The 25080-nt window shown below is 53.8% G+C and carries 25 protein-coding genes; 16 read left to right on the top strand and 9 right to left on the bottom strand.

Features of this window, described 5'->3' with window-relative positions; genetic code table 11:
• Window position 1: 1 nt before the first annotated feature.
• Window positions 2-433, bottom strand: coding sequence for a GNAT family N-acetyltransferase (locus ACO6S1_RS18945; RefSeq protein ID WP_422344094.1), 432 nt, complete (start codon window positions 431-433; stop codon window positions 2-4).
• A 1-nt stretch (window position 434) separates the two neighbouring features.
• On the bottom strand, window positions 435-1370 hold the full coding sequence (fabD, locus tag ACO6S1_RS18950; RefSeq protein ID WP_422344095.1) for an ACP S-malonyltransferase: 936 nt from the start codon (window positions 1368-1370) through the stop codon (window positions 435-437).
• A gap of 145 nt (window positions 1371-1515) precedes the next feature.
• On the opposite strand from fabD, the gene ACO6S1_RS18955 reads away from it, so the two are divergent.
• The 6 genes from ACO6S1_RS18955 to ACO6S1_RS18980 all read left to right on the top strand — a co-directional run bounded on the left by ACO6S1_RS18955 (window position 1516) and on the right by ACO6S1_RS18980 (window position 6651).
• Window positions 1516-2073, top strand: coding sequence for a phosphotransferase (locus ACO6S1_RS18955; RefSeq protein ID WP_422344096.1), 558 nt, complete (start codon window positions 1516-1518; stop codon window positions 2071-2073).
• Window positions 2073-2915, top strand: coding sequence for a DUF6285 domain-containing protein (locus ACO6S1_RS18960; protein WP_422344097.1), 843 nt, complete (start codon window positions 2073-2075; stop codon window positions 2913-2915). Before ACO6S1_RS18955 ends, ACO6S1_RS18960 begins: the two co-directional genes overlap by 1 nt.
• 1 nt (window position 2916) lies before the next feature.
• A complete protein-coding gene (locus ACO6S1_RS18965; RefSeq protein ID WP_422344098.1) occupies window positions 2917-4182 on the top strand; it encodes an acyl-CoA dehydrogenase family protein in 1266 nt (421 codons plus the stop codon).
• Between the two features lie 201 nt (window positions 4183-4383).
• A complete protein-coding gene (locus ACO6S1_RS18970) occupies window positions 4384-5046 on the top strand; it encodes a PEPxxWA-CTERM sorting domain-containing protein (protein ID WP_422344099.1) in 663 nt (220 codons plus the stop codon).
• A gap of 284 nt (window positions 5047-5330) precedes the next feature.
• Window positions 5331-5702, top strand: coding sequence for a hypothetical protein (locus ACO6S1_RS18975; protein WP_422344100.1), 372 nt, complete (start codon window positions 5331-5333; stop codon window positions 5700-5702).
• Window positions 5662-6651, top strand: a complete 990-nt coding sequence (locus ACO6S1_RS18980) for an NAD(P)-dependent oxidoreductase (protein WP_422344101.1) — start codon at window positions 5662-5664, stop codon at window positions 6649-6651. Before ACO6S1_RS18975 ends, ACO6S1_RS18980 begins: the two co-directional genes overlap by 41 nt.
• Window positions 6652-6819: 168 nt before the next feature.
• Here ACO6S1_RS18980 and ACO6S1_RS18985 read toward each other — a convergent pair whose 3' ends face one another.
• The 3 genes from ACO6S1_RS18985 to ACO6S1_RS18995 form a co-directional block, all read right to left on the bottom strand.
• Entirely contained in the window at window positions 6820-7998 is a 1179-nt protein-coding gene (locus ACO6S1_RS18985; protein ID WP_422344102.1) for an LL-diaminopimelate aminotransferase, read from the bottom strand.
• Between the two features lie 100 nt (window positions 7999-8098).
• On the bottom strand, window positions 8099-9736 hold the full coding sequence (locus ACO6S1_RS18990) for an alkaline phosphatase D family protein (protein WP_422344103.1): 1638 nt from the start codon (window positions 9734-9736) through the stop codon (window positions 8099-8101).
• 3 nt (window positions 9737-9739) lie between these two features.
• Window positions 9740-10915, bottom strand: coding sequence for a DUF3667 domain-containing protein (locus ACO6S1_RS18995; RefSeq protein WP_422344104.1), 1176 nt, complete (start codon window positions 10913-10915; stop codon window positions 9740-9742).
• Window positions 10916-11112: 197 nt separating this feature from the next.
• On the opposite strand from ACO6S1_RS18995, the gene ACO6S1_RS19000 reads away from it, so the two are divergent.
• The 3 genes from ACO6S1_RS19000 (at window position 11113) to ACO6S1_RS19010 (ending at window position 13085) form a co-directional block, all read left to right on the top strand.
• Window positions 11113-11799, top strand: coding sequence for a hypothetical protein (locus tag ACO6S1_RS19000; RefSeq protein ID WP_422344105.1), 687 nt, complete (start codon window positions 11113-11115; stop codon window positions 11797-11799).
• Between the two features lie 121 nt (window positions 11800-11920).
• Entirely contained in the window at window positions 11921-12379 is a 459-nt protein-coding gene (locus ACO6S1_RS19005) for an ExbD/TolR family protein (RefSeq protein WP_422344106.1), read from the top strand.
• 49 nt (window positions 12380-12428) lie between these two features.
• A complete protein-coding gene (locus ACO6S1_RS19010) occupies window positions 12429-13085 on the top strand; it encodes a DUF2461 domain-containing protein (protein WP_422344107.1) in 657 nt (218 codons plus the stop codon).
• Here ACO6S1_RS19010 and ACO6S1_RS19015 read toward each other — a convergent pair.
• Complete coding sequence (locus tag ACO6S1_RS19015; protein WP_422344108.1) at window positions 13082-13927, bottom strand: class I SAM-dependent methyltransferase; 846 nt, start codon at window positions 13925-13927, stop codon at window positions 13082-13084. The genes ACO6S1_RS19010 and ACO6S1_RS19015 overlap by 4 nt on opposite strands.
• A gap of 154 nt (window positions 13928-14081) precedes the next feature.
• Between ACO6S1_RS19015 and ACO6S1_RS19020 the strand changes: the two genes are divergently transcribed.
• From ACO6S1_RS19020 to ACO6S1_RS19030, 3 genes are all read left to right on the top strand, one after another.
• Window positions 14082-16220 carry a molybdopterin-containing oxidoreductase family protein gene (locus ACO6S1_RS19020; protein WP_422344109.1) on the top strand — a complete coding sequence of 713 codons (2139 nt, stop codon included), beginning with the start codon at window positions 14082-14084 and terminating at the stop codon, window positions 16218-16220.
• Between the two features lie 118 nt (window positions 16221-16338).
• Window positions 16339-16791 carry a PaaI family thioesterase gene (locus tag ACO6S1_RS19025; RefSeq protein ID WP_422344110.1) on the top strand — a complete coding sequence of 151 codons (453 nt, stop codon included), beginning with the start codon at window positions 16339-16341 and terminating at the stop codon, window positions 16789-16791.
• A complete protein-coding gene (locus tag ACO6S1_RS19030; RefSeq protein ID WP_422344111.1) occupies window positions 16788-17399 on the top strand; it encodes a TetR/AcrR family transcriptional regulator in 612 nt (203 codons plus the stop codon). The genes ACO6S1_RS19025 and ACO6S1_RS19030 overlap by 4 nt, the downstream gene beginning before the upstream one ends.
• 27 nt (window positions 17400-17426) lie before the next feature.
• Here the strand turns inward: ACO6S1_RS19030 and ACO6S1_RS19035 are convergent, their stop codons facing one another.
• Both ACO6S1_RS19035 and ACO6S1_RS19040 read right to left on the bottom strand, forming a co-directional pair.
• Window positions 17427-18206, bottom strand: coding sequence for a methyltransferase family protein (locus ACO6S1_RS19035; protein WP_422344112.1), 780 nt, complete (start codon window positions 18204-18206; stop codon window positions 17427-17429).
• Window positions 18207-18228: 22 nt separating this feature from the next.
• Window positions 18229-19662 (bottom strand): hypothetical protein, encoded by a 1434-nt coding sequence (locus tag ACO6S1_RS19040; protein ID WP_422344113.1) that lies wholly within the window; start codon window positions 19660-19662, stop codon window positions 18229-18231.
• Between the two features lie 445 nt (window positions 19663-20107).
• On the opposite strand from ACO6S1_RS19040, the gene ACO6S1_RS19045 reads away from it, so the two are divergent.
• A complete protein-coding gene (locus ACO6S1_RS19045) occupies window positions 20108-20830 on the top strand; it encodes a LuxR C-terminal-related transcriptional regulator (protein WP_422344114.1) in 723 nt (240 codons plus the stop codon).
• Window positions 20831-20865: 35 nt separating this feature from the next.
• On the opposite strand, the gene ACO6S1_RS19050 is transcribed toward ACO6S1_RS19045, so the two are convergent.
• Window positions 20866-21267: a hypothetical protein gene (locus tag ACO6S1_RS19050; protein WP_422344115.1), complete on the bottom strand. Its 402-nt coding sequence runs from the start codon at window positions 21265-21267 to the stop codon at window positions 20866-20868.
• Window positions 21268-21497: 230 nt separating this feature from the next.
• Here ACO6S1_RS19050 and ACO6S1_RS19055 point away from each other — a divergent pair, with 230 nt between their 5' ends.
• From ACO6S1_RS19055 to proB, 3 genes are all read left to right on the top strand, one after another.
• Window positions 21498-22799 carry an aromatic ring-hydroxylating oxygenase subunit alpha gene (locus ACO6S1_RS19055; RefSeq protein ID WP_422344116.1) on the top strand — a complete coding sequence of 434 codons (1302 nt, stop codon included), beginning with the start codon at window positions 21498-21500 and terminating at the stop codon, window positions 22797-22799.
• An 83-nt stretch (window positions 22800-22882) separates the two neighbouring features.
• Complete coding sequence (obgE, locus tag ACO6S1_RS19060; RefSeq protein ID WP_422344117.1) at window positions 22883-23956, top strand: GTPase ObgE; 1074 nt, start codon at window positions 22883-22885, stop codon at window positions 23954-23956.
• On the top strand, window positions 23953-25062 hold the full coding sequence (gene proB, locus ACO6S1_RS19065; protein ID WP_422344118.1) for a glutamate 5-kinase: 1110 nt from the start codon (window positions 23953-23955) through the stop codon (window positions 25060-25062). Before obgE ends, proB begins: the two co-directional genes overlap by 4 nt.
• Window positions 25063-25080 lie beyond the last annotated feature (18 nt).

Raw genomic sequence — 25080 nt, forward strand, 5'->3', positions numbered from 1 at the left:
CTCAATATTCCAAATAATATAGAACGAAGTCTTCGGCCTTGGCGCCATTGGATTCGTAAAGTCTGCGAGCGGCTATATTATCTTGTTCCGTGCCTAGCCAGCATTCTTCACAGCCGCGTTCATCTGCCATCTCCAGCACTTTTGCCAACATCTTCTTGGCTATTCCATTCCGCCGCAGATTTTCAATGACATCGATCTCGTCAATATAAAGCTCATCGTCCTTGTCTGGCCGCTTGTGGACCATCGCCGTGCACTTGCCGATCACTTGTCCATCCAGCAGCGCGACCACCATCCAATGTGTCGGTTCCGCCAGAAAAGCGGTCAACTTCGCGGGAACTACAGGATTGTCGAACAGGTCATCAGCAACATGGTCCATCAACTCGATATTGTCGTTGGTGACCTCAAATATTTCTATGGCCTCCAAGTCCGCCAAATCAAATACCCTTCAGAAAACCTTCAATATCGTCCATGGATATAAGACTGGTCGTCTCGACATCCTTGTTGATCCGTTTCACCATGCCGCCAAGCACCTTGCCGCCAAATTCGACAAACTGTTCCACGCCAGCCTCGGATAGGTTCAATACCGACTCCCGCCAGCGCACTGTTCCGGTAACTTGCTCCACCAGCAACTGCCGAATTTCATCGGCTTCGGTAACCGCGTTGGCCGTCACATTGGCAAAAACCGGAACGGCAGGCGGCAAAATGCTGGCCTCAGCCAGCGCCTCTTCCATCGCCTCGGCTGCGGGTTGCATAAGCGAACAATGAAATGGCGCTGAAACCGGCAACAACACACCGCGTTTAATCTCATGATCTTTTACCAAGGCAATCGCGCGTTCAATCGCTGCCATATGGCCGGAAATCACCACCTGTGTCGGGTCATTGTCATTGGCAACCGTACAGACATCGCCCTGCGATGCGGCTTTCGCCAGACCGGCAGCCTTTTTGATATCGGCGCCAAGCAGAGCGGCCATGCCGCCCTCACCCACCGGAACGGCTTTTTGCATCGATTGGCCGCGCAATTTCAGCAATTCCGCAGTTGTTGTCAGGTTCAATGCCCCTGCTGCACAAAGCGCGGTATATTCGCCGAGGCTATGACCGGCAACATAAGTGCACAGGTCTGCCATGGGCTTGCCGCCCTCTTTTTCCATTACCCGCATGGTTGCAATGGCATTGGCCATGATCGCCGGCTGTGCATTTTCGGTGAGAGTGAGTTCGTCTTCCGGCCCTTCGCACATCAGCCGGAAGAGATTTTGCTCCAGCGCATGATCGACTTCCTGAAAAACTTCACGCGCCGTGTTGCTGGCTTCGGCAAGCGCCTTGCCCATGCCAACTGCCTGGCTGCCCTGTCCTGGAAAAATAAACGCCCTCATGCTTGCCCCTTATCGGATAGTTGATTTGTTGTCCCTGCAGGTAAGAGGGAATGGAACCGCATGCAAGTATCACGGCGTAAATCGCTATCACTAATGCGCCACTATTACGATTGCCAAGTTTTAACCGAGCAATTAAGCTTCCTTGATGAACAACGCGCTTTCCGAACAGAAACTGACCGTTTTTTGCCGCAAGGCATTGGGCACAGACGGCAAGCTGTCGGACCTCAGGCGACTTTCGGGCGGGGCCAGCATGGAAAGCTGGGCCTTTGCCTATGGCGGCGAGGAATTTGTGCTGCGTCGTTTGCCGGCTGGCATATCCCCTGATGATGAAGGATTGCGCGGCGTGCCCTTGGCCACGCAGGCCGATGTCATCGATCTCGCCGTACAGTCTGGTGTGACGGCCCCGATCGTCCGGGCAAGGCTGTCGCCAGAAGACGGCCTTGGCGAAGGCTTTGTGATGGAAAAGGCGGAGGGCGAGACCCTGCCCCACAAAATCCTGGGCAATCCGGACTTTGCGGAAGCCGAAAGCAAATTGACCGACCAATGCGCGGCAGAGCTATGGAACATTCACAATATTGATCCGGAATCATTGACCGATAGCCTCGAATATTATTCGCCGCTGGATCTCATCGGTTTGCAAAAGGATAAATATGACGAAATTGGCGCGCCATCCCGATCTATGAATATGCCTTTCACTGGCTGATGCAAAACGCGCCGGATAGCGAGGCGAGAAAACTCGTACATGGCGACTTTCGCATGGGCAATCTCATGATCGCCCCCACCGGACTGTCCGCGGTGCTGGACTGGGAATTGGCCAGACTAGGCGATCCGGTTCAGGACCTTGCCTATCTCTGCACGCCCAGCTGGCGTTTTGGCCATTATGAGAAAGTTGCCGGCGGCTTTGACAGCGCGGAAGCCTTCCTCGCCGCATATGCAAGGCACAGCGGCGAAGGTGTTGATCCGGACCGCTTCCGTTTCTGGTTGATCTATTCCACTGTCTGGTGGGGCGTTGCCTGTATGGTCATGGGTGAAATATGGCGCAGCCATGGCGATCGCTCATTGGAGCGCACCGTTATCGGTCGCCGGGTTTCGGAGGTCGAAATTGACCTGGCCCTGCTGTTCGAAGAGATACTGCCGCGGCAATTCTGCACTCAGCTGGATTGGAAATTGCCCGAAGCACAGGATGCCAGGGGCGAAACCGGCTATGATGAGTTGCTGACCGCACTCTCGGAATGGAATAGTAAAAACGTGCAACCAGACCTGAAAGGGCATGACCGGTTCCAGTCCCGCGTGGCTGGCAATGCCCTTGGTATTGCGCAACGTCAGGCGCGTTTCGGTCCGGCTTTCAAAGCAGCATCGGATAAACGGCTGAAAGCTATCGGATTTGACCATGGACAGCTTTGCACCGCCCTTTCAGAAGGGCGCATAAGTCCCGAACATCCCGGGCTGTGGGATCATCTCAGGCTGTCTGCGCTGGAACGCCTGTCTATCGACCAGCCCAAATATGCCGGCCTTGCCGTTGCCCTCAACAAATGGAACCCATGATATGAGTTTTGAAATTCCACAGGATATTGAAGATTACCTCACCGTTCTCGATGATTTTATCGAAGCCGAAATCAAGCCGATTGAGCGGCGCGATGACAATATCCGCTTTTTCGACCATCGCCGCGAGGACAGCCGGACCGACTGGGACAATCAGGGCCTGCCGACCAAGGAATGGGAAGACCTGCTCGACGAGATGCGTCGCACCGCGGATGCTGCCGGCCATTTTCGCTACGCCCTGCCCAAGGAATTTGGCGGGAAGGACGGGTCCAATCTCGGCATGGCGCGGATCCGCGAACATCTCGCGCACAAAGGCCTTGGTCTCCATAATGACTTGCAGAATGAAAATTCCATCGTCGGCAATCTGGTCCAACCTTTAATGGTGCGTGACTTCGGAACCGAGGAACAGAAAAAGGAATGCATACCCGCCATGCTCGCGGGCGAGATGAAATGGTGCTTTGGTCTAACTGAGGAACATCACGGCTCCGATGCGACCTGGATGGACACGACAGCTGTCGCCGAGCGGCGCGATGGCGTCGATGGTTGGCTGATCAACGGTAACAAAATGTGGACCACCGGCCTGCATGTCGCGAGCCATGTCATGACCTTTGCCCGCCACCGCGGCAAGGACGGTGATGCGCAAGGCATAGGCTGTTTCATTGTCCCGGTAGACGCCGAGGGCTTTGAAATCGGAGAATATATGTGGACATTCAACATGCCCACCGACCACCCGAAATGCAGCTTTACCAATGTCTGGATTCCGGCGGACCAGATATTGGGCGACCTCGACATGGGCCTCGCCGCCGCGCAGCATTTTGTCCACGAAAACCGGATCCGCCAAGCCGCATCCTCTTTGGGTGCCGCGCAATATTGCATCGATGAATCCGTCAAATATGCCGGAGAGCGCAAACCCTTTGGCAAGCCCCTGTCAGTCAATCAGGCGATCCAGTTTCCGCTGGTCGAACTCCATACAGAAGCGGCCATGCTGCGCCAGCTCATCTATAAAACAGCATCCCAAATGGACGGCATGCCCAAGGTTGATGTCGCCAAATATCTCTCGGCGCAGGTCTCCATGTGTAACTATCGCGCCAACCGCCTATGCTGCGACGCCGCCGACCGCGCGATGCAGGTCCATGGCGGCATGGGCTATTCGCGCCACAAGCCGTTTGAACATATCTACCGCCATCACCGCCGCTACCGGATTACCGAAGGATCGGAAGAAATCCAGATGCGGAAAATTGGCGGGCATATGTTCAAGTTTATCAAGTGAGGCCTTGTGTCTGCTTTAAAGGCTAATGTCAGGCTCAACCACCTGTAGCAGTTAGAGACACTTTTCCAGATTGGATAAAAATGACTTTAATATCCTGTATTTGCGTGTTAACAATTCGTTAGGGATCGCAAAAACGGGCGGATGTTGACGGACATCTTGCCGATGGCCTTAGGGAGGCCATTCAAAAAGGGGGTTTTCACAATGAAGAAATTTTTATTCGCAACTGCTGCGGCTGTTGCAGCATTTGCAGCCACACCGGCAACCGCCAGTGTTTTATTTGACAGTCAGGCACTCGGTGAGCCGCTTTGCGGAACTGCAACTTGTGTCACCGAAGAGCGTAGATCTGATCGGAACTATGCAGCGGTATTGCAATTTGCTCAGGACGTCACAATCAGTCAATTTGGCGTTTTTTCAAGCGTGAATGACGCTCAGAATGTTAAATTTCTGATTTTTGACAGTGCCTTAAACGGCGGTACCGGCGATGTCCTGTTCAGCCAGACAAAGGCGTTCGATGCGCAAGGAGCCGGATTTCTTTATACCGACGCGCTTTCTTTTACCTTCCTGGCCGGACGCACCTATGATCTTGGTATTTTGGGTGATGGTGTCAGTTTGACCGGGCGTTGGATTATACAAGACCTCACCGCCAATGGCATTACCGAGATATCCAGAAATGCAAATATCAGCGGTTTTGATAGTCCGACAACAGGCGGTTATTCGGGCGTTTCGCCCTATATCCAGCTTATTGGCGCGATGGGTGCCGTTCCTGAACCAGCCACCTGGGCCTTCATGATCTTTGGTTTCGGTGCAGTTGGCGGAGCCATGCGTCGTCAGCGTAAAGCGAATGTGAAAGTCAGCTACGCATAAGCCTAAAATTAAATTTACCCCAAAGCCCCGCCCGAGCAATCTGGCGGGGCTTTTTGTTTGTGTGCTAATTTCCACTTTGGACGCGAAAACGGACATTAGAAATCACATGAAATATTCCTGACGCTATTCGCGCAGCCGCCAAAACATTTTTTTGAAGACCGTGCCCGGGGAGGAAGTGGGCGTATAGGATGGTCTTAAGTATTAAACCGGATTGAAGCATTATCCCGCCCACATTCAAATGAGAAGCTCGGTTAAACGGTCTGCAGGTCTGCAGGAGAGTGATCATGAAAGTCGCGATATTCAGTACCAAGGATTATGACCGCAAATTTCTGGATATTGCCAATGCGGGTTCGATCAACAAGCTGACATATTTCGAACCTCGACTGTCAAATGATACGGTGCGATTGATTACCGATCAGTCAGCGGTTTGCGTGTTTGTAAATGACGAATTGAACGCGGAGATACTGGCGGCTTTAAAGCAGGCTGGCATTGCTTTGATTGCCCTGCGCTGTGCGGGCTTTAACAATGTCGACTTGAAAGCAGCCGCACAGCATGGGATCGCGGTTGCCCATGTGCCGACTTACTCTCCACGCTGTTGCCGAGCACACCGTGGCAATGATGCTCACCCTCATCCGCAAAACCCACCGGGCCTATAACCGCGTTCGAGAAGGGAATATGTCGTTGGAGGGGTTGCTAGGCTTCAACCTGAAAGGCAAATCCATAGGCATTGTCGGCACTGGCAAAATCGGTAGAACCGTTGCAGAAATCTTGCATGGTTTCGGTTGCAAGTTGCTCGCTTTTGATCGCTATCCTGACCCGGATAACATGCCGGTACCGGTCGATTTTGTGCCTCTGAAGGATCTGTTCGCTGCATCAGATATCATCACGTTCCACTGCCCGCTAACACCAGAGACCCATCATCTGATCAATCACGCCGCAATTGAAGCGATGAAACCGGGTGTAGTGCTGATCAATACCAGTCGGGGCGCCGTGGTGGATAGTGCCGCCTTGATCAGCGGGCTCAAAAGCGACAAAATCGGAGCACTGGGGCTTGATGTCTATAAAGAGGAAGCGGACTTCTTTTTTGAAGATATTTCAAATCGCGGCATTCAGGACGACGTATTTGCGCGCCTTATCACCTTTCCCAATGTGCTGATCACCGGGCATCAGGGCGAGGAAGTGGGCACCAGAGAGCGCTGGAGCGCGCCCTTGTTTCTGGCGGCATTGGCACGGCTCGACAAGATGGCGGACGGGCTGGATGTGAAAGGCAATCCGGCACGGGTGGCAGCAGAGCATTTTGATGATCTGCTGGAAGGCATCGGACAGGGCAGCGATTGCGCTGAGCTTGTCGAGGAGATTGAAGCCTCTGGCCGGACAGTCGGTACACAGCCGCAATCATCCTTGTCCAACAGTGATTTGCTGGCGACCATCGCGCTCCACAGCGAACGCGAGAAGATACAGGCGATGGCGCCGGAGGATATTGATGTCTCCGATCTTGATATTGCCGAGCGCGAAGAATGGGATGATCTGCAATGGGAGCGCGCCGATCGCAGCGGCTTGCTGGAGCGCAGCGGGATATTTGATGATCTGGAAGAACCGGTGTGAATTGTGTGAACTTTGGAGCGTGAAAGGGAGAAAGGAGGCTGTGTGATTTGTGTGAACTTTGGGAAGAGATAGGTAGGCAAAGCTGGTGGTTGGTGCTCCGCACTTGATGCGGAGCACGGGGGGTGGTGGGAGTTTGAGGTTTATCAAAACCCTCCCCCTCTTTTCCGATCACCCCTGACTAAGGAACTTCTTCATGCTCCGCGCCGCTTGCCTGATACGCTGTTCATTCTCGACCAGCGCTAGGCGGACATAGCCTTCGCCTTCGTCGCCAAAGCCCGGACCCGGGGCCACCGCGACGCCGGCTTCGGCAATCAGGCGCTTGGAAAATTCCATGGAGCCGAGATGTTTGAACTGTTCGGGAATCGGTGCCCATGCAAACATGCTGGCTTCTGGTGGAGGGATATCCCAACCGGCGCGGCCAAAGCTTTCGACCATCACGTCGCGGCGCTTTTTATAGAGCGCGCGGTTCTCGTCGATAATATCTTGCGGTCCATTCAGTGCTGCCGTGGCGGCGACCTGTATCGGCGTGAAGGCACCATAGTCGAGATAGGATTTGACCCGCGTCAGCGCGCCGATCAGTTTCTGATTGCCGACGGCAAAACCCATACGCCAGCCGGGCATGGAATAGGTTTTCGACATGCTGGTAAATTCAACCACGCAATCTTTCGCCCCGTCAATTTCCAGCATCGAAGGGGTCGGTGTGTTGCCATAATAGATTTCCGCATAAGCAAGATCGCTGATCACCCAAAGCTTGTGATCGCGCGCGAAATCGACAACCTTCTGGTAAAAATCGAGATCGGCGACATAGGCGGTCGGGTTGGATGGATAGCCCATCACCAGCACCGATGGTTTCGGCACGCTGTAGCTCATCGCATATTCGAGCCGGGTAAAGAAATCCGGACCCGGTGCCGCGGGAATCGAGCGGATAGCAGCACCCGCAATGATGAACCCGAAAGTGTGGATCGGATAAGACGGGTTGGGTGCCAGCACCACATCGCCGGGCGCAGTGATGGCCTGCGCCAGATTGGCGAGGCCTTCCTTGGAACCGAGCGTTACGATCACTTCGCTTTCGGGATCGAGATCCACATCAAAGCGGCGCTTATAATATTTGGACTGCGCGAGGCGCAACCCCTTGATACCCTTGGACGCGCTATAACGGTGTGCGGTGGGATCATTGGCCGTTTCGCAAAGCTTGTCGATCACATGCTTGGCCGGCGCGCCATCGGGATTGCCCATGCCGAGGTCGATAATATCTTCACCGCGGGCGCGCGCCTCTGCCTTCATCGCGTTCACTTCAGCGAACACATAGGGCGGCAGGCGTTTGATGCGGTAGAATTCTTCAGACATGGTTTCTCTAATTCCGGTGTTTCATTTTACGGAACCGCTGCTTTGCGCAACTTTGATAGGAATGTCGAGAGGTTCAGGACAAATAGTTGTGAGTTGAAGCCTAGACCATCAAAGACCGTTGCCCGCGCATCACAGTGCGGCTCTCACTGCCCTTCATTGCCGTCGACTTTGTACGGATCGTATCGAGGAAATGCCAGGTCGATATTGCTTTTTCAGGCGTCAGGGAAACCGTCATATAGCCGCGATTGGATGTATCACACCATTGCAGCTGATCGTTGGTTTGCTGAACGGCGCGCGCTGCTGTCGCCGGGTCTGCGCCAGACAGATAGGATTCGAGCCCGGGCGAGGTCACGCTGTGCCCGCCAAATTCCACGCCGGCCGCACCGCCGCTGGTTTCCAGATTGAACGCCCAGCCATTATGACTGTCACCCGACAACACGATCAGATCAGCATCGGCCTCCTGCGCGCCCATCAACGCCCGCTCCCGCGCCTTGGGATAGCCATCCCAACTGTCGAGATTGATCGGCAGGCCGACTTTGGCCGCCAGCGCGCCAATCGCAACCCGCGCCTTGGCAAAGGCCGGCGCATCATCTGCCAGCCAGTTGACGGCCTCTTGCGGCAGGCGCAGTTCGCCCATCACACATTGTTGCCCCCAAACCTGCCACCTGGTTCCCGACTTTCGCGATTTGCGCATCGCTTCCGCCAGCCACGCTTCCTGCACCGCGCCCAGCATCTGCCGCTCGGGGTCCTGCCAGATCGTGTCACGAAAATTTTGCAATGCGGTCTGGATATTCTCCTGACCCTGCAGGGCAGCTTCCAGATCCGCCGGTTCGCTACGCCCGCCAATTCGGCTTTCGGTCATGAACAATGTCGCCAGATCGCCGATCTGATATTCGCTCCACCGACCCAAGTTCAGGTCGAGATCCCGCACCGGCATCCATTCCCGATAGACCTGCTCGGCAACGCGCTTGCGCACTTCCCAGTCGCCTTCGGTTTTCGGCTGGTGATTTTGCGCGCCGCTCATATGGGCGTCATTGGTGAATTCATGGTCATCCCACATGGCGACCATCGGGTAAATCTGATGAATGCGCTGCAAATCAGGGTCACTGCGATAGGCGGCATAGCGCAGGCGATAGTCGGCGAGCTGGACAATCTCATGCCCCGGATCAATCATCCGCCCTGCGAGCGCTTGCTTCTCGGAGGGATAGGTACCGACGGGATATTCATAGAGATAATCGCCGGTATGCATAACCATATCGAGATCGCTGCGCTGAGCGGCATGGGCATAGGCATTGAAGTAACCGAATGGCAGATTGGAACAACCGAACACGCCAAGGTTGAATTTCTGGGTCGGCCCTTGTGGCAGCGTGCGCGTGCGGCCGGTCATTGATTTGGACCCGTCCGGTGCAACAAAACGATAGAAATACCATTGGCCAGGTGCCAGATCCGAAACGACAAATTTCGCAATATGATCACGGCTGGCCGATGCGGTCACTTCCCCGACCATTTTCGCGCCGGAGAAATCAACATTTTGCGCCATTTCAACGGTCAGCTTGTTGTCGCCGCCACCAACATATCGGGTCCAGAGCAACACCGAATTTTGCGAAGGCTCACCGCTCGCCACACCATGAGTGAATCCGCGTGCGCTGGCCATGGAAGCATAGGCAGGTGCAGACATTGCGCCGAGGCCGAAAGTACCCAGAGCCATTAACTGGCGACGATCAATTTTCATGGTCATAATTTATCCCAAAATCCCAACTGCCAAGAGAATGGCGAAAAACAATGTCATGCTGATGACAGTGAAGACAAGCAAAGCAGAAAGTCTGAGCAGGGCCTCAATCCGCGAGAGCTTATAGGCATGGCGTAACTGCCGGTACATATGAAATGGCGGATAGAATATCAGCAATCCACCCCAGATCCCGTCGGAAACTCCGAATGTCGCAAGCAAGGCGCATGTAATGAATAACAGCGACATGAAGCTGATTGAATAGGTCGTGAAAACCGCATGGTCATAGAAATGATATCCGCGCCGTCCGATGGTCGTCAGCCAGACAAAGGGCAGCGATATGGGGATCAGCAGCCACGCAAATTTATAGCCATTGGCCTGGAGCTTGTAGAGTAGCAGATCAGGATTGGAGCTGACCCTTTCAAAGGTCCCCTTGAGCCACGCATCGAATTCTGGTGATCCAGATGTCACATCGCTGTCAGCGTTCAGGACATTGCCTTGCTTGATATCCTCGATCCGGGATTCGATCTCCTTCACCTCTTCGGCGGTATAATTGCCAAGCTGACCGTCTCCGTCACTCAGGCTGACCTCAGGATAGGGCGCATCTTCTCCGATGAAGTTGGACATGATATTGCGGGATTTCTTGAGATCCAGAATCTCTTCCTCCAACACCACGCGTTCCTCGGGGGAAGCCGTGTCCAGCTCGGCGGTTTTGGTTGCAATCTGCTCGTCCGCGAGCTCGGCTTGTTCCACAAAGCTGCGCTCAATGGCCGTATCGGCCACCGACAAATCCTCGCTGCCGAAAGGATCGCCGATGAAGGAAAAGACCGCGAACATCATGAACACGGAAAACAGGAATAGCGCCATGGGAGAGATGAACCGGGCGCGTTGGCCGTGGATATAGCGCCGCGTCAATTCTCCCGGTTTCCAGGCCAGGAGCGGCAGCGTGCGCCAGAACTTGCCTTCAAAATGCAGCACGCCGTGCAGGATATCGTGCCAAAACGCGCCAATCGACCGATGGATATGCAGCGGCTGTCCGCAGTTGCTGCAATAGCTACCAGTAACAGGCGCTCCGCAATTGAGACAGTCACCGGAATGCTTTCCAGCCGCATCACCGCCCTCGCTCTCGACTGCTTTTGCAATCAATGCGCCCTCGATGGCCGTTCCGGCAGCTTCAAATTCCCCCGACATAGCTTGTAGCTTTCGCCAATTTGGAGAATAAGGCAAGGGGCTTTTTAAATCGACCTTCCACACCCTCATTAAGAGAAACTTATCCATCAAATGTTCTGGTAAAACGATGAACGGTTTACGGTTTTGGCAATACCAGCTCGTCTTGTTTCTGTTGATCTGTCAATCCCATCTTGCAAATTCTAAACGGAAAACCTGCCATGAAAAATTCTCCCTGTTCCTTATCGCTTCGCCTGGCAGTGATATCATCATGCTTGCTGGCGTCCGCCCCTGCCCTCGCCCAAACGCCACTAAAGCGTGCGCTCAATGCGCCAGAAAATGGGCCGATCTATTCCTATGATATCAGCTATGTCACAAGCGAAATGAATGCCGCCGGACGGATCAATCCCAGCAGTCCCGCTGGTCAGCGTTTGAAAGTTTCCCGTCCGGCAAAATCCAACTGGTCCGATGAATTCAAGAAAGCCGTCAAGGAAATCGAAAATGGTCGCTATAAAGGCTTCTGGTGCAGTGAGATGGCAAAGAGCATTCCGGCAAGCGCACGATTGATAAGCCAAACCGCAACGACCGCAACCTATGCTTTCAAACCGTTGCCGGACCCGGACGAAAAAGCCAGCAAGAAATTCGTGAAGCATCTCACCGGGCGAGTCACAGTAGACAAAAAATCTCCCGCGATATTGACCTACAGCCTGACTGCGCCGAAATCATTCAAGCCGTCGGTATTGGCTCGTATCAACACATTCAATCTCCAAACGAGCTGCGCCAGAGCGCCCGATGGGCGAACTTATGTCAAAAACTCCGAAGTAACGATTGCTGGCTCTGCCCTTGGCAAAAGCTTCAATGAAAAGACAACGCGAACACATAGCGGCCTCCGCAGAGTATCGCGATAGGCGTTACTTGGCATCAGGATTGGTCACCGTTGGTCAAACTTGCGTAATTCTCAAAATTGCGTATGATGTTATAACATTACACGTAGTTAATGGGAGTATAAGTCAAAACGGGAGAGAGAAAATGCCAACTTATCGACCAAAGTTTCGCCAGCATGGTATCCGCGTTTCCGACAGCCAGCCAATGTCGCAACTCAATATCACACCGCTCATCGATGTGCTTCTGGTCCTCTTGGTCATGCTGATGCTCTCTATTCCCATCGCCACCCACAAGGTTGAGGTCGCATTGCCGCCACCACCGATCCCGGGCACCGGTGAACCGCCAAAAGTGAACCTTTTGCGTATAAACAGTGCCGGACTAACTCTTTGGAATGGTAAATCCGTAAATGAAACGCAGCTCAAGTCGCGTCTGGCAGCCATGCTCAAGGATCCCGACAAGCCACAGCTCCATATGCAAACCGATGCCAACGCGCGCTATGAGATATTTGATCACACCATCGCCACGGTCAAACGATCCGGCGTTCAGGCAATCGGCTTTATCGGCAACCGGCAGTTTGAAAATTGGGATAGCAGCCTGAATTGACTCCCCTGTTCCGGGCTGACAAATTGGTCTTCTATTTGGGGAGACTGCGATGATTGGCCCGGAACTATTCGACTTTCTGCGGGAACTGGAACAAAATAACGACCGCGAATGGTTCAAGGCGCGCAAGAAACGCTATGAAGCAGAGGTCGTCGATCCGGTCACTGATTTCATCATCAATATGGCACCCCGGGTCGCGGCCATAAGCCCCCATATAACGGTCGATCCTCGCCCAAATGGCGGCAGCCGCTTTCGCATCTATCGCGACACGCGTTTTTCGAAGGATAAAAGCCCCTATAAAACCCATGTCGGGTGCCAGTTTCGCCATGAAGCAGGTAAGGATGCTCATGCACCAGGATTTTATGTCCATCTCGGCCCCGGAGAGGTTTTCTTTGGCGGCGGTGTCTGGGGCCCGCAGGGTGAAGCGTTACGGAATATCCGTCAGCGTATCGTCGACAAACCTGCCCGCTGGGAAGAAGCGGTCGAAGGCATAGACCTGCGCGGCGATCAACTGGTTCGAGCACCCAAAGGTTTCGATCCAGAGCATCCTTTGATCGACGATCTGCGCCGCAAAAGCTTTTTCAGCTTTCAGAACGCGGATGAGAAGCTAGCGACGTCCGCGAAATTTGAAGATGCAGTTGAGGCACAGTTTGAAAAGGTCGCGCCGCTTATGGGGTTTGTGGCTGATGCGATGGGGGTCGAGTTTTAGGCATTTTTTGCCAAAAGAAAATGGGTTGTGGTTAGCGATTTTAGAGTTCCATCATCCTGCACATACTGACGGACCGCATCGTTTAATTCAGCAATAATTGTCTCGATCAGTTCATCCGCCGTGTCATCTGCGGGATCAATGACCGCTTGCAAAGCGCCATCGGCACCTGGGCGGCCAAGGAAGATTACGTCGAACAGCACAAAGTCCCGCACCGCTGGCAAAGTCGTGATCATCTCCCGGCGTTCAACCGCTTGCACATCCAGTCCGGCTTGCTCGGCGACCGACCGGATTTCCTCCGGATCGCCAAAAGAGAACGGGGCGATCGGAACGATATCACTGCCGATGTTGCGCGCCAATATGTCCTCAAAAGCGCCAAAGACCGGATTACCGTCATTCGCCGAAGTCCAGACAGCAGCACCCAAACGGCCGCCGGGTTTTAGAACTCGCGCCGCTTCATGCAATGCCAGCACTTTATCGGGGAAGAACTGTAACCCCTGCTGACATAGCGCCGCATCAAAAATGTCATCATCAAATGGCAATTCGAGTGCACTCGCCACCTGAAACTTCGCGCGCGGCGCACAACCATATTCCTGTTGCAGGGCTTCTGCCTTGGCAATCATTGGCGGTGCGACATCTATTGACGCTAATGTTACTACCTCAGGCAAATCAGAAAGCTTGCGGGAAATAACACCCGTGCCACAGGCAATATCGAGGCAAGCGCCCGAGGCCGCGACAGCCTCAATAAGCGGATCGGCCCAGGGCATGAACAACCCGTTCGATAGATAGGTTTCATACAAATCCGGCGGCGTTCGTCCCGCGATAAAGTCGCTTATCAATGACATTGTCGACTCCCATCTCCCTTTCCTCATCTAGCATATATGATATTGGGAAAACAGACGCACCGACACCGGCGGTTTCCTGCCGGATGATCCAAACAGTTTTGTCAGTCGCGCCAGCGGCAGCCCATGATAAACTCCGCGGCATTAGGAGAATATTATGGCCGTCGAGACCAAGAGAAGTTTTTGCCGTTTCTGTCATGCCAGCTGTGCGATGCTGGTTGATGTTGAGGATAACAAGGTCGTCGCGGTGCGCGGTGACAAGGAAGATCATCTCTTCAAAGGCTATACCTGCATCAAAGGTCGTCAACTCACCGATATGCACAACCTGCCTGACCGGATGATCACCAGTAAAATCCGTCAGAAAGACGGCACGTTCAAGGACATTGCAACGGCAGACGCCTTGGCACTTGCAGGCGCACAGATGAAGAAAATGGTTGAAGAGCACGGTCCCCACAGCATCGCAGTGTATTGCGGCACCAACGCGTTTCAGAACAGTGCTGTGCTTGGCACATCCTACGCTTTTGCGCAGGGAATCGGCTCGCGCAACTGGTACACCAGCGTCACCGTTGACCAGCCCGCAAAAGTTTTCACGACCGCGCGATATGGCATGTGGATGGGTGGCGGCAATGCCTTCACCGATTCAGACGTGGCGATGTTTGTCGGCAACAATCCGATCGTATCGCATTATTCCGGCGGCATGCCGACATCTTCTCCCTCTCGCGGTCTGCAGGACGCACAGGAACGCGGGCTCAAGTTAATCGTCGCTGATCCGCGCGTCAGTGACATGGCCCGGCGGGCCGACGTCCATCTGCCGGTAAAACCGGGCGAGGACCCTGCCCTGCTCGCTGGCATGCTCAACGTCATTTTCGCTGAAAAGCTGTTCGACCAGAATTTCGTCGCGGCCCATGTGGATGGCGTTGAAGAGCTGGAAGCAGCGGTCAAATCGATGACGCCCGATGTTGCCGCAAAGCGCGCCGGCGTGGACAAGGACGAACTGATCAAAGCCGCGCGCATGTTCGCTGGCGCTAACAAAGGCCGCGTCGTGACCGGAACGGGTCCGGAAATGGCGGGTAATGGCACGCTTACCGAATATCTCGTGGCATCGCTCAACATATTATGCGCCCGTTTCAATCAGGAAGGCGAAAGGGTCTCCGCCCCGATGGTGTTCAATCCCGTCAGCGGCGCCCCAAAAAAAGCACAAGTTGCTCCGCCTGTTCCGATGTTCGGCGAAGGTTTTCCCAAGTCCCGCATTCGTGGCCTCGGTCATCTGGGCAAAGAAATGCCATGCAATGTATTGGCTGACGAGATTTTAACGCCGGGAGAAGGCCAGATCAAAGCGCTGATCTCGATTGGTGGCAACCCCGAAATTGCCTTCCCCGATCAGCACAAGGTCCGTCGCGCACTCGAAGAATGTGAATTGTTCATTCAGGTTGACCCCTGGATGTCCGCCAGCGCCAAACGCGCCGACATGATTCTGGCGCCCAGCATGTGCCTGGAACGCGAAGACATTAACAACGTCTCCGATGCCTTCACCGAGGAAGCTTATGCCCATTATACCGAGGCCATGGTTCCGCCACCCGGTGACACGATGGACGAATATGAAATGCTCTGGTGGCTCGCCAAGCATATGGGTATTGAAATGAACTATCCCGGCGGCTCCGTTTCGATGGATGAATGTCCCGACAAGGCGACCGTTCTCGACCTGATTTCCGAAGGCTCATTGCTCAAACCAAGCAAGGCCAAAGCGGATGCGGCGGCGCTCGAACGCAAGGGCGCGGCGATCACTTACGACGAGCTGCACCCGATTGTCGGGCCGGCCGATCCGGACAGCGAAAACCGCTTCGACCTTAACGCAGGTGCCATGCCGAGCCAGTTGATCGATTACGCGGCCAATGACCCCGTTAAGGATGGCTTTGACTTCCGCCTGATCTCACGCCGGTCCAAGCATCGCTACAACAGCAACGGCCATCCCTTCCCGAAACTGGTTGAGAAAATGCCGACCAATCCGGCGTTCATCAATCCTGAAGATATGGCCAAAGCGGGGATTAGCGATGGCGCCATCATCGAAATCACCTCTCCCAGCGCATCCATCTTCGGCATGGCAAAGGCGGATGAAAAAGTTCGCCCGGGCGTTATCTCGATGAGCCACGCCTTTGGCGATAGCGAGGCGGGCAAGGATGACGTGATGACCAAGGGCGGATCGACCAATCGATTGATTGTGGACAATGACTATCTCGATCCGATTACCGGTCAGGCCATACAAAGCGCGATCCCGGTGAGGGTGAGTGCCGCTTGATCAGGTCAACCACGGATCTGGACTAGATCTGGCCCAACGCGGCAGTTACACAAGTCTTTGATTGACAATATCGCAGTTGCCTGAGATAAATATATCCACCGGATATATAAGGGCCGCTATGACACCATATGACATGATACGGGAAAGCATTTCCCAGACTGTTCCATTCGCCACCCATACCGGGGTTGAACTGATTTCAATAGAAGATGGTGTCGGCGAAACATTGCTCCCGGCGCAGGATGTTACACTCAATCATATCGGAAGTCAGCATGCTGGTGCGCTGTTTACACTCGGTGAAGCGGCATCCGGTGCAGCGATGGCCGGAGGTTTTATCTCCGTGTTGATGGCGGTGAGACCCGTGGCCGCCAGTGCGTCCATCCGCTACGTCAAAGTGGCGAAAGGCCCCATCTGGGCTTTCGCCAAACTGTCCCAGCCTGCAGCTGATTTATTGAGTGAGCTTGATGACGCCGGAAAGGTCCAGTTCGCTGTGGAAGTTTCCATGCGTGACGAAACCGAAACAGAGGTGGCGACCATGCAGGTCGATTGGCACGTTTCGAAGGCGGCAGCTTGACCAAAAAAAGCCGCGATAACTATCATCATGGTGATTTGCGCCAGGCGGTGCTCGACCTGGCGCGCCAGCGGATTGATGAAGAAGGCGCCGAGAAGCTTAGCATGCGATCTCTGGCGACAAAAATCGGTGTGGCGCACCGCGCGATTTACAATCACTTTGCCGACAAGGACACCTTGTTGTCGGCGGTCGCCGCCATTGGATATCATGAGCTTTCCGCCTTACTCGGCAAGACCCAAAATGCAGCGGAATTTGTGCGTGCCTATGCAACTTTCGCGCTGAACCACCGTCACCTCTATGCCATCATGATGAACCGCAGCTACGCGGAGTTTGAAAACGTGCCCGAGTTGCGCAGCGGTGCCGATGCGATGATCGCGACGTCAATAGCGGTGCTCGCGCCTGAAAAAGGTAGCGACGATGACAAGCGCCGGGCTGTGATGCGCTACTGGATGCTTGTTCATGGTGGCGTCGGACTGCACAGCTCAGGCACGCTCAAGGCCCGTCCGGATGAAGAATTTATCAATGAACTGCTCGCGGTCTCAGGCCTGGGGCCGGCACCAGACGAAGCGCTTCAACCCCTGTGGACCACTGGAAAAAGTCCAACCGAATGATGCCACATCCGGTTGTCGGATTAGCGGTCAAAATTTGCGTTGCGGAACAGTTTTAACAGGGGGGCGTTTGGCAAACGGCACAAAAGCCGGCACACGATCACGATAGTCGCGATAGGGTTCTCCTATCTCTTCAATCAAATCAGCTTCTTCAAACGGCGTTGCCAACAAGATGTAAGCAAGAGTAGCGCCCGCAAAAACCAGATGACCGACGGTAAAATGCGGCGTCAGGAACGGGGCGACCATCCAGCCGAGGCTGATCGGATGGCGGACCAGCGCGTAAAGATAGCGCGCGGTCATGTTGGCTGGCGCGGATTTGATATTCCGGAAATTCTGCCAGGCCTGCGCGAGGCCCAGAAATCCAAAATGGCCAAAGTGAAATGTGGCCGCGACCATCATCGCCCATATGCTGATATATCCTGCATAGATGAAACCCGCCGCCAGGCTGGATTGGACATGCCATATCGTGATCGGAATGGGTTGCCAGAAGCCGATCAGCAGCGCGGTAATGGCTACGGTCATATACAGGTAGGTTGCCCGTTCTATGGGCGCGGGGATGATCCTGGTCCAACAGCGTTTAAACGATGTCCGCGCGGTAATCGAATGGTGCAGACCGAAAAGCGCGATTAGCCCTGTGTTGATAATTATGGCGGGCCAAGGCGCAAAGGATTCGCCATCCTTTGCGCCTGCACCGCTTATTCCCTTGGGCACGCCAAAGTCGATCAGAAAACCCATGATGTAGACAAGCGCAACCATGCTGAGAATATAGGCACCCAAGGCGTAGACCAACATAAGGCTTTTGCGTAACATATCGGTTTTCCTTTGAAGCGCGTCAGGCCGAAGCCCAGTTTTTGTAATGATCCGCGTGGGTTTTCAGATAAGCGCCATGATCGAAATAGGTGTCATAAAAGCCGGTATCGAGCTTGTGCGCCTGAAGGTACATCAGGGTCAGAATCGCGGGCACTTTGGCTGGAAAGCGGCCAAAGGTATCCTGCACATATTGAGCCATCGTCGCCACGCAATCGATAAACTCGTCATTGATTGGCGCAGCACTGCGGCGAACGGCATCGGTCTCTTTATAGTGACCGGGCGTCGCGCTGTTGAACGGGCCGCCTTTGCCAAATTTGCGGGTTACCACGGACTCAACCGCAGCGCGCATATTCTTGAAATGGGGCTGGCAATGCCCTTCCAATATGCCCTCCAGTCCGGTGACATGCGGCAAGGGTTCATCGGGCAACATGTCAAAGCGAAAGCCCAGACCGGGTACGTCGGGATCGCCGCTCGCGCCCAGCACGCTGAACGGATTGAGCCCGTCATACATCCAGCCTCCTAGACCCATGGCCTGCAGCATCAGTGCGCCTGCATAGCAGGAACAGGACAGCTCGACCGTCACTTCATTCGCGCTAACCTGCTCGACATAAGTCATTGGGTACGGGTTCTCCAGGTCAACCAGATGTTTGAATTTTTCCAGACCCGGGATCGGGCGGTTGTTGATATCATCATAGATGCACACACCGCCCTGAACAAAATAGCAAAGCGCCATGATGATATGCTGCGCCAGATCTGCGACCGGAAAGATCATCGTGCTGCCCGGCACATTGGCGCACCATTCATTGTGCATCTCCATATGTTCCGGCCGCGTGGGTATGTTCAGACGGCCATCGGCAATCTTCACGATCCGCGATTTATGCGCATCCAGATAGGCTTTGAGATCAGTCTCGCCATTGGGTTTGGTTGCACTGGTCGCTGGCATGTCGCGGGTGGGCAGAAAATATACGCCGTTGTCGTCAGTGTAGAAAAACTCGGTAATCTGGAACCCCGCGCAGGACGGAAATGTCCGGCCGCCCGCAGCCCCGGCATAGTTGGGGATATGCGGCAGATAGTTGGGATTATGGGGGATCAGATTTGACCAGCCGGTATTGCCTGCGACAGTGGTCAACAATAGCATCTGCTCCAGCTCCGACAGGGCTTCAGGGCTTTGTTTGGACGTATAAGCCAGCGGCCCTTCAGAGATGGATGCGCCGCGGGCAAAGCGCCGCGACCGCCGGCCGTGAATGGCCTCGATCAGCGGGAAGTTCACCGCATCCACAAGCCCTTTTGGCAGGTCAGGAACGCGGTTCAGCAATATATTGCCTTTTGATTTTAGTGTTGCACCAGTTGCGCTAGCGCCAAGACCAGAAAGCATTGTGCCAGCACCTACCATCGATGCACCAAGTAACCTGCGCCGCGATGTTCCAAATCGTGTTTCTATTTCATGGGGGGGCATGATTTTCCCTTCTAAATTTTTCGCATGTTTATATGTATCCAGTGGATACTTAATAGCTATAATGGGGCGCTTCTGTCAACATTGGCGATTGCTAGGGGATTTTACCGAGTAAAATTTTGCCTCGTTCCGATGACTTGAAGTTCGCTTTCAATCGATTGAACCATCAATCTGGGAAAACGCGAATGCCGAAGCACCAAAACCTTTTGTCTGGTAAATTATGACTTGACCACATTTTCTAACATGCTGTGAAATAATCCAAATTAGAACAGTGAATTATCAGATTTGTGGGGTCTGACGAACAAAGTCCAGCAAGTTGATGGCAAACTACTAAACAGACCCAGTGAACTAGACCGGTGTCCAGTGCCGTAAATCAGCGTCACGTGATTGCGTGGCAGACCAAGGATAGAACTGAAGATATGTTTCAGAGTGTAAAAAGCGAGGACCAATGTTGACCTTTGATGAGATTGGTAGTTTGGACCGGTGCGGCAGTCCCGTTGAGCTTTGGAAATATATTCTCGAAATTGCACGAAAATATGGGTTTCGCGCTACTATCTATGCTTGCCCTCCACCGCATCGAAAACCAACACACCCTGAAACCATCATCAGATATGCGGGTATTTCAACCGAAAATTTCCAGAAATTTGCAATGATCGGCTTAATCAAACAGGGCCATATAACAACCGAGAACAGCCTTCTTAAGGGTGCGGCATTTCGCTGGACTGAAATTGCAAATTTTACAAAAAGCGCGAAGGCATTCCAGAATCTGAAGCAAGATGCGAATAGCTTCGATATGGATGAGGGTTGGATATTCCCTCTTTTCGGTCCGCAGTCCCGCAACGGACTGGCATCTTTCGGCAGGCCCAAATACGAACAAGTGATGGACCGTGAGGCCGGTTTGCGATTTCACATTTTCGCACAAATGGCACATTTGCGTTTTTGCCAATTAACGCCGGATCTCTATGGGATAGACAAATCATTGTCCAAAAGGGAGATGCAGATCATCGCGTGGGCCGCCACGGGAAAGTCCAATTCCGAGATTGGCACCATATTGGGATTGTCCGAGAGCTCTATCGACAGCTATATGCGACGGGCATTCACCAAACTTGATGTACATGACCGAACATCAGCATCGGTAAAAGCAATAAGCATGGACCTGGTCCGGACCTAGCACAGTCAGATCTGAATTTTACGAATAAAGAAAGATTATGGTAATGATGCCAGACAGTTGTCGAGCCATGCAGCAACTTGTTTCTTGGTTTTCTCACTGGCAAGATAGAGAAATTGCGGTGCCATATAGCGATTGCGATTAACAAAAACTGCATCGCGCTCCAGAAGATAGTCTATGCATCTTAAGCATAGGGAGATTGGTGTCTCCAGACGGTTGGAAATGGCATCAATTGTCGTTGGTTTATCGGTTTTTTCAGAAACATATATGTCTAGCAAGATATCCCAAACAGGATCACCAAGTGTAAGGTCATTAAAAAAGCGGGAGCGCAACCGGTTTTGCTCTGCAATATGAGCTGCAAACTTCAGATGGGTGAGGTCGGAGTGATTGGTTTTGGCGCTTTCCGGTAAACCCTCTAAATCCTTTTTAATGTTCAACATGTCCTCCCTCAGACAGATACTTGTCACTACATCTACGTAAACCATAACTCTTAGAACATCTTATAGTCACGCCACGGGACCGCGTGGCAAGGGCCAATATCCATAGGACCTGCGGTAAAGGCTATCTATTTTGCTATTATCGCAGCAAAAACTCTCTTTTATCACAATTGCCAATCGACTGCGCTGTCTTCGCCATGTCATGCAGCATCATTGGGAGAGATGAATAAAAGATGCCAATGGACCCCGCCTATATAGCGCAAATCAAACGTCTGATGGAGTGGGAAGCATCGCGCTCCGCTCCGCCGGACGGATTTCCACAACTGCCCGATCTTCCCGCGGGGCGTTATACCTCCCGTGAATATTTTGATTTGGAACAACAGCATATCTGGAAGAAAAGCTGGCTGTTCGCGGCTCACATTGATGAAATCCCCGAACCGGGCTGCTTCATGAAGTGGGAAAATACCGGCACGCCGGTTGTCATTGTTCACGGCATGGATGGCAAAGTCCGGGCGTTTTATAACACCTGCCGACATCGCGGTGCACCGGTAGTAACCGAGGAAAAGGGTCGCTCGCCGCGCCTGATGTGCGGTTATCACAACTGGACCTACAAGACCGATGGAACACTGGTCGGTGTACCCGAAAAACAGGATTTCCCAGCTGATTTCGACTTTAGCTGCCGCGCCCTCATTCCGGTCAAATGCGAGATGCTGGGCAATGTGATTTTTGTGAACTTTGACAATGACGCTATGCCGCTGAAACAATGGCTTGGTCCGGTCTGGAATGACTGGGAAGAGTTTCAGTTCGACAAGATCAGACTGGCTGCACGACATAGCTTCGACCTCAATTGCAACTGGAAGGTTGCGATGGAGGCCAACATGGAGGTGTATCATGTGCCCTTCATCCACCCCACCACCGTCGCACCTCTGGTTGACAGCAAACGTAATGTGAACACTATCTTCCCCAACGGCCATGCCCGGATGCTGGCCCCTGCCCCTCAGGAAACCGACCGCGAGCATGTCCGGGCCGTTGATTCTCCTCCGGAATGGCAGGAAATTGATACGGTCGGCGAATTAGGCCGCACTTGCACGCAAAGCTACACCATGTTCCCAAACTGGGTGTCACCGCTATCCAATTATTTTGTGCCGCCACTGGTTTTCTGGCCAACCGGGCTCAACACGACCCGGTTGGAACTCGTCACGATGGCGCTGGACTGGAGCGATGGTCCAGCGCCAGACTTGTGGACGGTGCCGGACGAGAGTAAGCCCAATGGCCGCGACATGAGCCCGATCATCCTCGAAGACACGCAATTTGGCGAGATGATCCAGAAATCCATGGAAAGCGACGGATTTAAAAGCGTGCCGCTCAGTTATCAGGAAGCGCGCATCTACAGCTTTCACCAGAGCTGCGACAAAATGATCGGCCTCGACAATGTGCCGGAGCATCTCGCCGTTGATCAGGTCATCGGGGAAGATTGGGTCTATCCCAACGATCCGCGCGTGGCACAAATGGAGCAACTGCAGGCGGCCGAGTGAAAACTGCCGTTGATTACCAAGGAGATCGAACTGGGTAATCAAGCCCCTAGCTATTCCGTTCTCCCTTCCCTAAATGCACAATCATGCATTTCTTAGATCAAGCCAAAATATATGTAAGCTCTGGCCAGGGCGGGCCCGGTGCTGTCAGTTTTCGGCGAGAAAAATATATTCAATATGGCGGCCCGGACGGTGGTAATGGTGGCAAAGGCGGCGACATTATCTTCAAGGCCGTCGAAGGCCTCAACACATTGATCGACTTTCGCTATACCCAGCATCTCAAGGCGCAACGCGGCAAAGGTGGCGCTGGCCGCAATCGCACGGGTGCAGGCGGAGAAGACCGGATCATCAAGGTACCAGTCGGCACACAGGTGTTGTCCGAGGACAAGGCACATGTCCTGCTCGACTTTACGCAGGAAGGCCAGGAGGAGCTATTCCTCGAGGGTGGTATTGGCGGTCGCGGGAATGCCAGCTACAAAAGCTCTACCAACCGTGCGCCGCGCCAGCATCAACCGGGCGAACCGGGTCAAGAGGCGGCGGTGTGGTTGCGGCTGAAATTGATCGCAGATGCCGGCCTTGTGGGATTACCAAACGCAGGCAAATCAACACTGATTAATTTTGTCAGCAATTCAAAGGCCAAAGTCGGCGCTTATCCGTTCACCACCATCCATCCGCAATTGGGCGTAGTGCAACATCAGGGCCGTGAATTTGTCTTGGCGGACATTCCTGGCTTGATCGATGGTGCGGCAGAAGGCGCTGGCATCGGGGATCGTTTTCTCGGCCATATCGAGCGTTGCAAGGTTCTGCTCCACTTGATCGACGCAACCGGCGATGATCCCGTGGCTGCATGGAAAACAGTGACCAAGGAGCTCGAACAATATGGCGGTGGCTTATCTGAGAAACCTCAGATATTGGCGCTCAACAAGGCTGATCTGCTTGACGATGAATTAATGGAATCGATTGCCAATGATCTTCGAGCGGCTGGTGCTACCGAGGTGCTGCCGTTGTCCGGCGCAACCGGCAAAGGTATGGACGCCGTGTTGAACAAAGTGCTCGAAGCAGTCGGCGGCCACAGCTCCATCGAACAGAAAGACCAACTCGCCAGCGGTATTGATGTCGACGGCGATGAGGGGGCAAAAGCGGACTGGTCACCACTGTGACCACAGCTCCCAACGATATAATAGTCGTAAAAATCGGTTCGTCGCTATTGGTTGGCAACGATGCAGCGGTGCGCCGGTCTTGGCTCCAGACACTCGTTGCCGATATAGCGAAACGCCATCAGGAAGGCGCGTCAGTCATTATCGTATCTTCTGGATCAATTGCCTTGGGCGCTCGCAAGCTTGGTCTCGAAAAAGGGGGGCGATCCAGCCTGGCCGACGCGCAAGCGGCTGCTTCTGTTGGCCAGATCGCGCTGAGTAGCCTGTGGTCAGAATTGTTGGCGGAACATGAAATTACCGCAGCCCAAATGCTGCTTACGCTTGATGACCTGGAAGATCGCAAACGCTATCTCAATGTGACCGCTACACTAGAGAAACTGCTGGAAAATCGTTCTGTTCCGGTGATTAACGAGAATGATAGCGTCGCGACGGACGAAATTCGCTTTGGCGATAATGACCGGCTCGCCGCGCGGGTGGCGCAAGCTGCGTCTGCCGATCATGTCTATCTCCTGTCTGATGTAGACGGCTTGTATGACCGCACCACCGGCAGCGAGACAGAAGGCCAGTTTATTGGCCTGGTCGAGCAAGTTGATGCACGGATAATGGCGATGGCGGATGGTTCATCTTCTTCAGGCCTTGGATCTGGCGGCATGACGTCAAAACTTGAAGCTGCCCGGATTGCCAATCTTGCCGGCATCGAGTTATCGATCATATCCGGCAAGGAAGACCACCCGCTAGCGCGCTATTGCCGGACCGATATAGGCACTCTGTTCAAAGCCAACGGCAATGCCAATGCTCGCAAGAGCTGGCTGGGTGGTCGCCTGACCTCAGAGGGAACAATCACGATCGATAGTGGTGCAGCAACAGCATTGGGTGAAGGAAACAGCCTGCTGGCCGCCGGGATCATTGCCATCGAAGGCCAATTTGAACGCAGCGACGTCGTTGAGATTGCTAATTCAGATGGCCGGGTAATCGCGCGTGGCTTGGCTGAATATGATGCGCTGGATTGTGCGAAGATTATCGGTCGACGCAGTTCGGAACTTGAAGCCTTGCTCGGCTACGCGCCGCGCAGCGCTGTTGTACACCGGAACCAGATGGTGCTGGTGTGAAGCGGGGCATGGACAGGT

The sequence above is a fragment of the Parasphingorhabdus sp. genome, from assembly GCF_965233695.1.
Classification (GTDB): domain Bacteria; phylum Pseudomonadota; class Alphaproteobacteria; order Sphingomonadales; family Sphingomonadaceae; genus Parasphingorhabdus.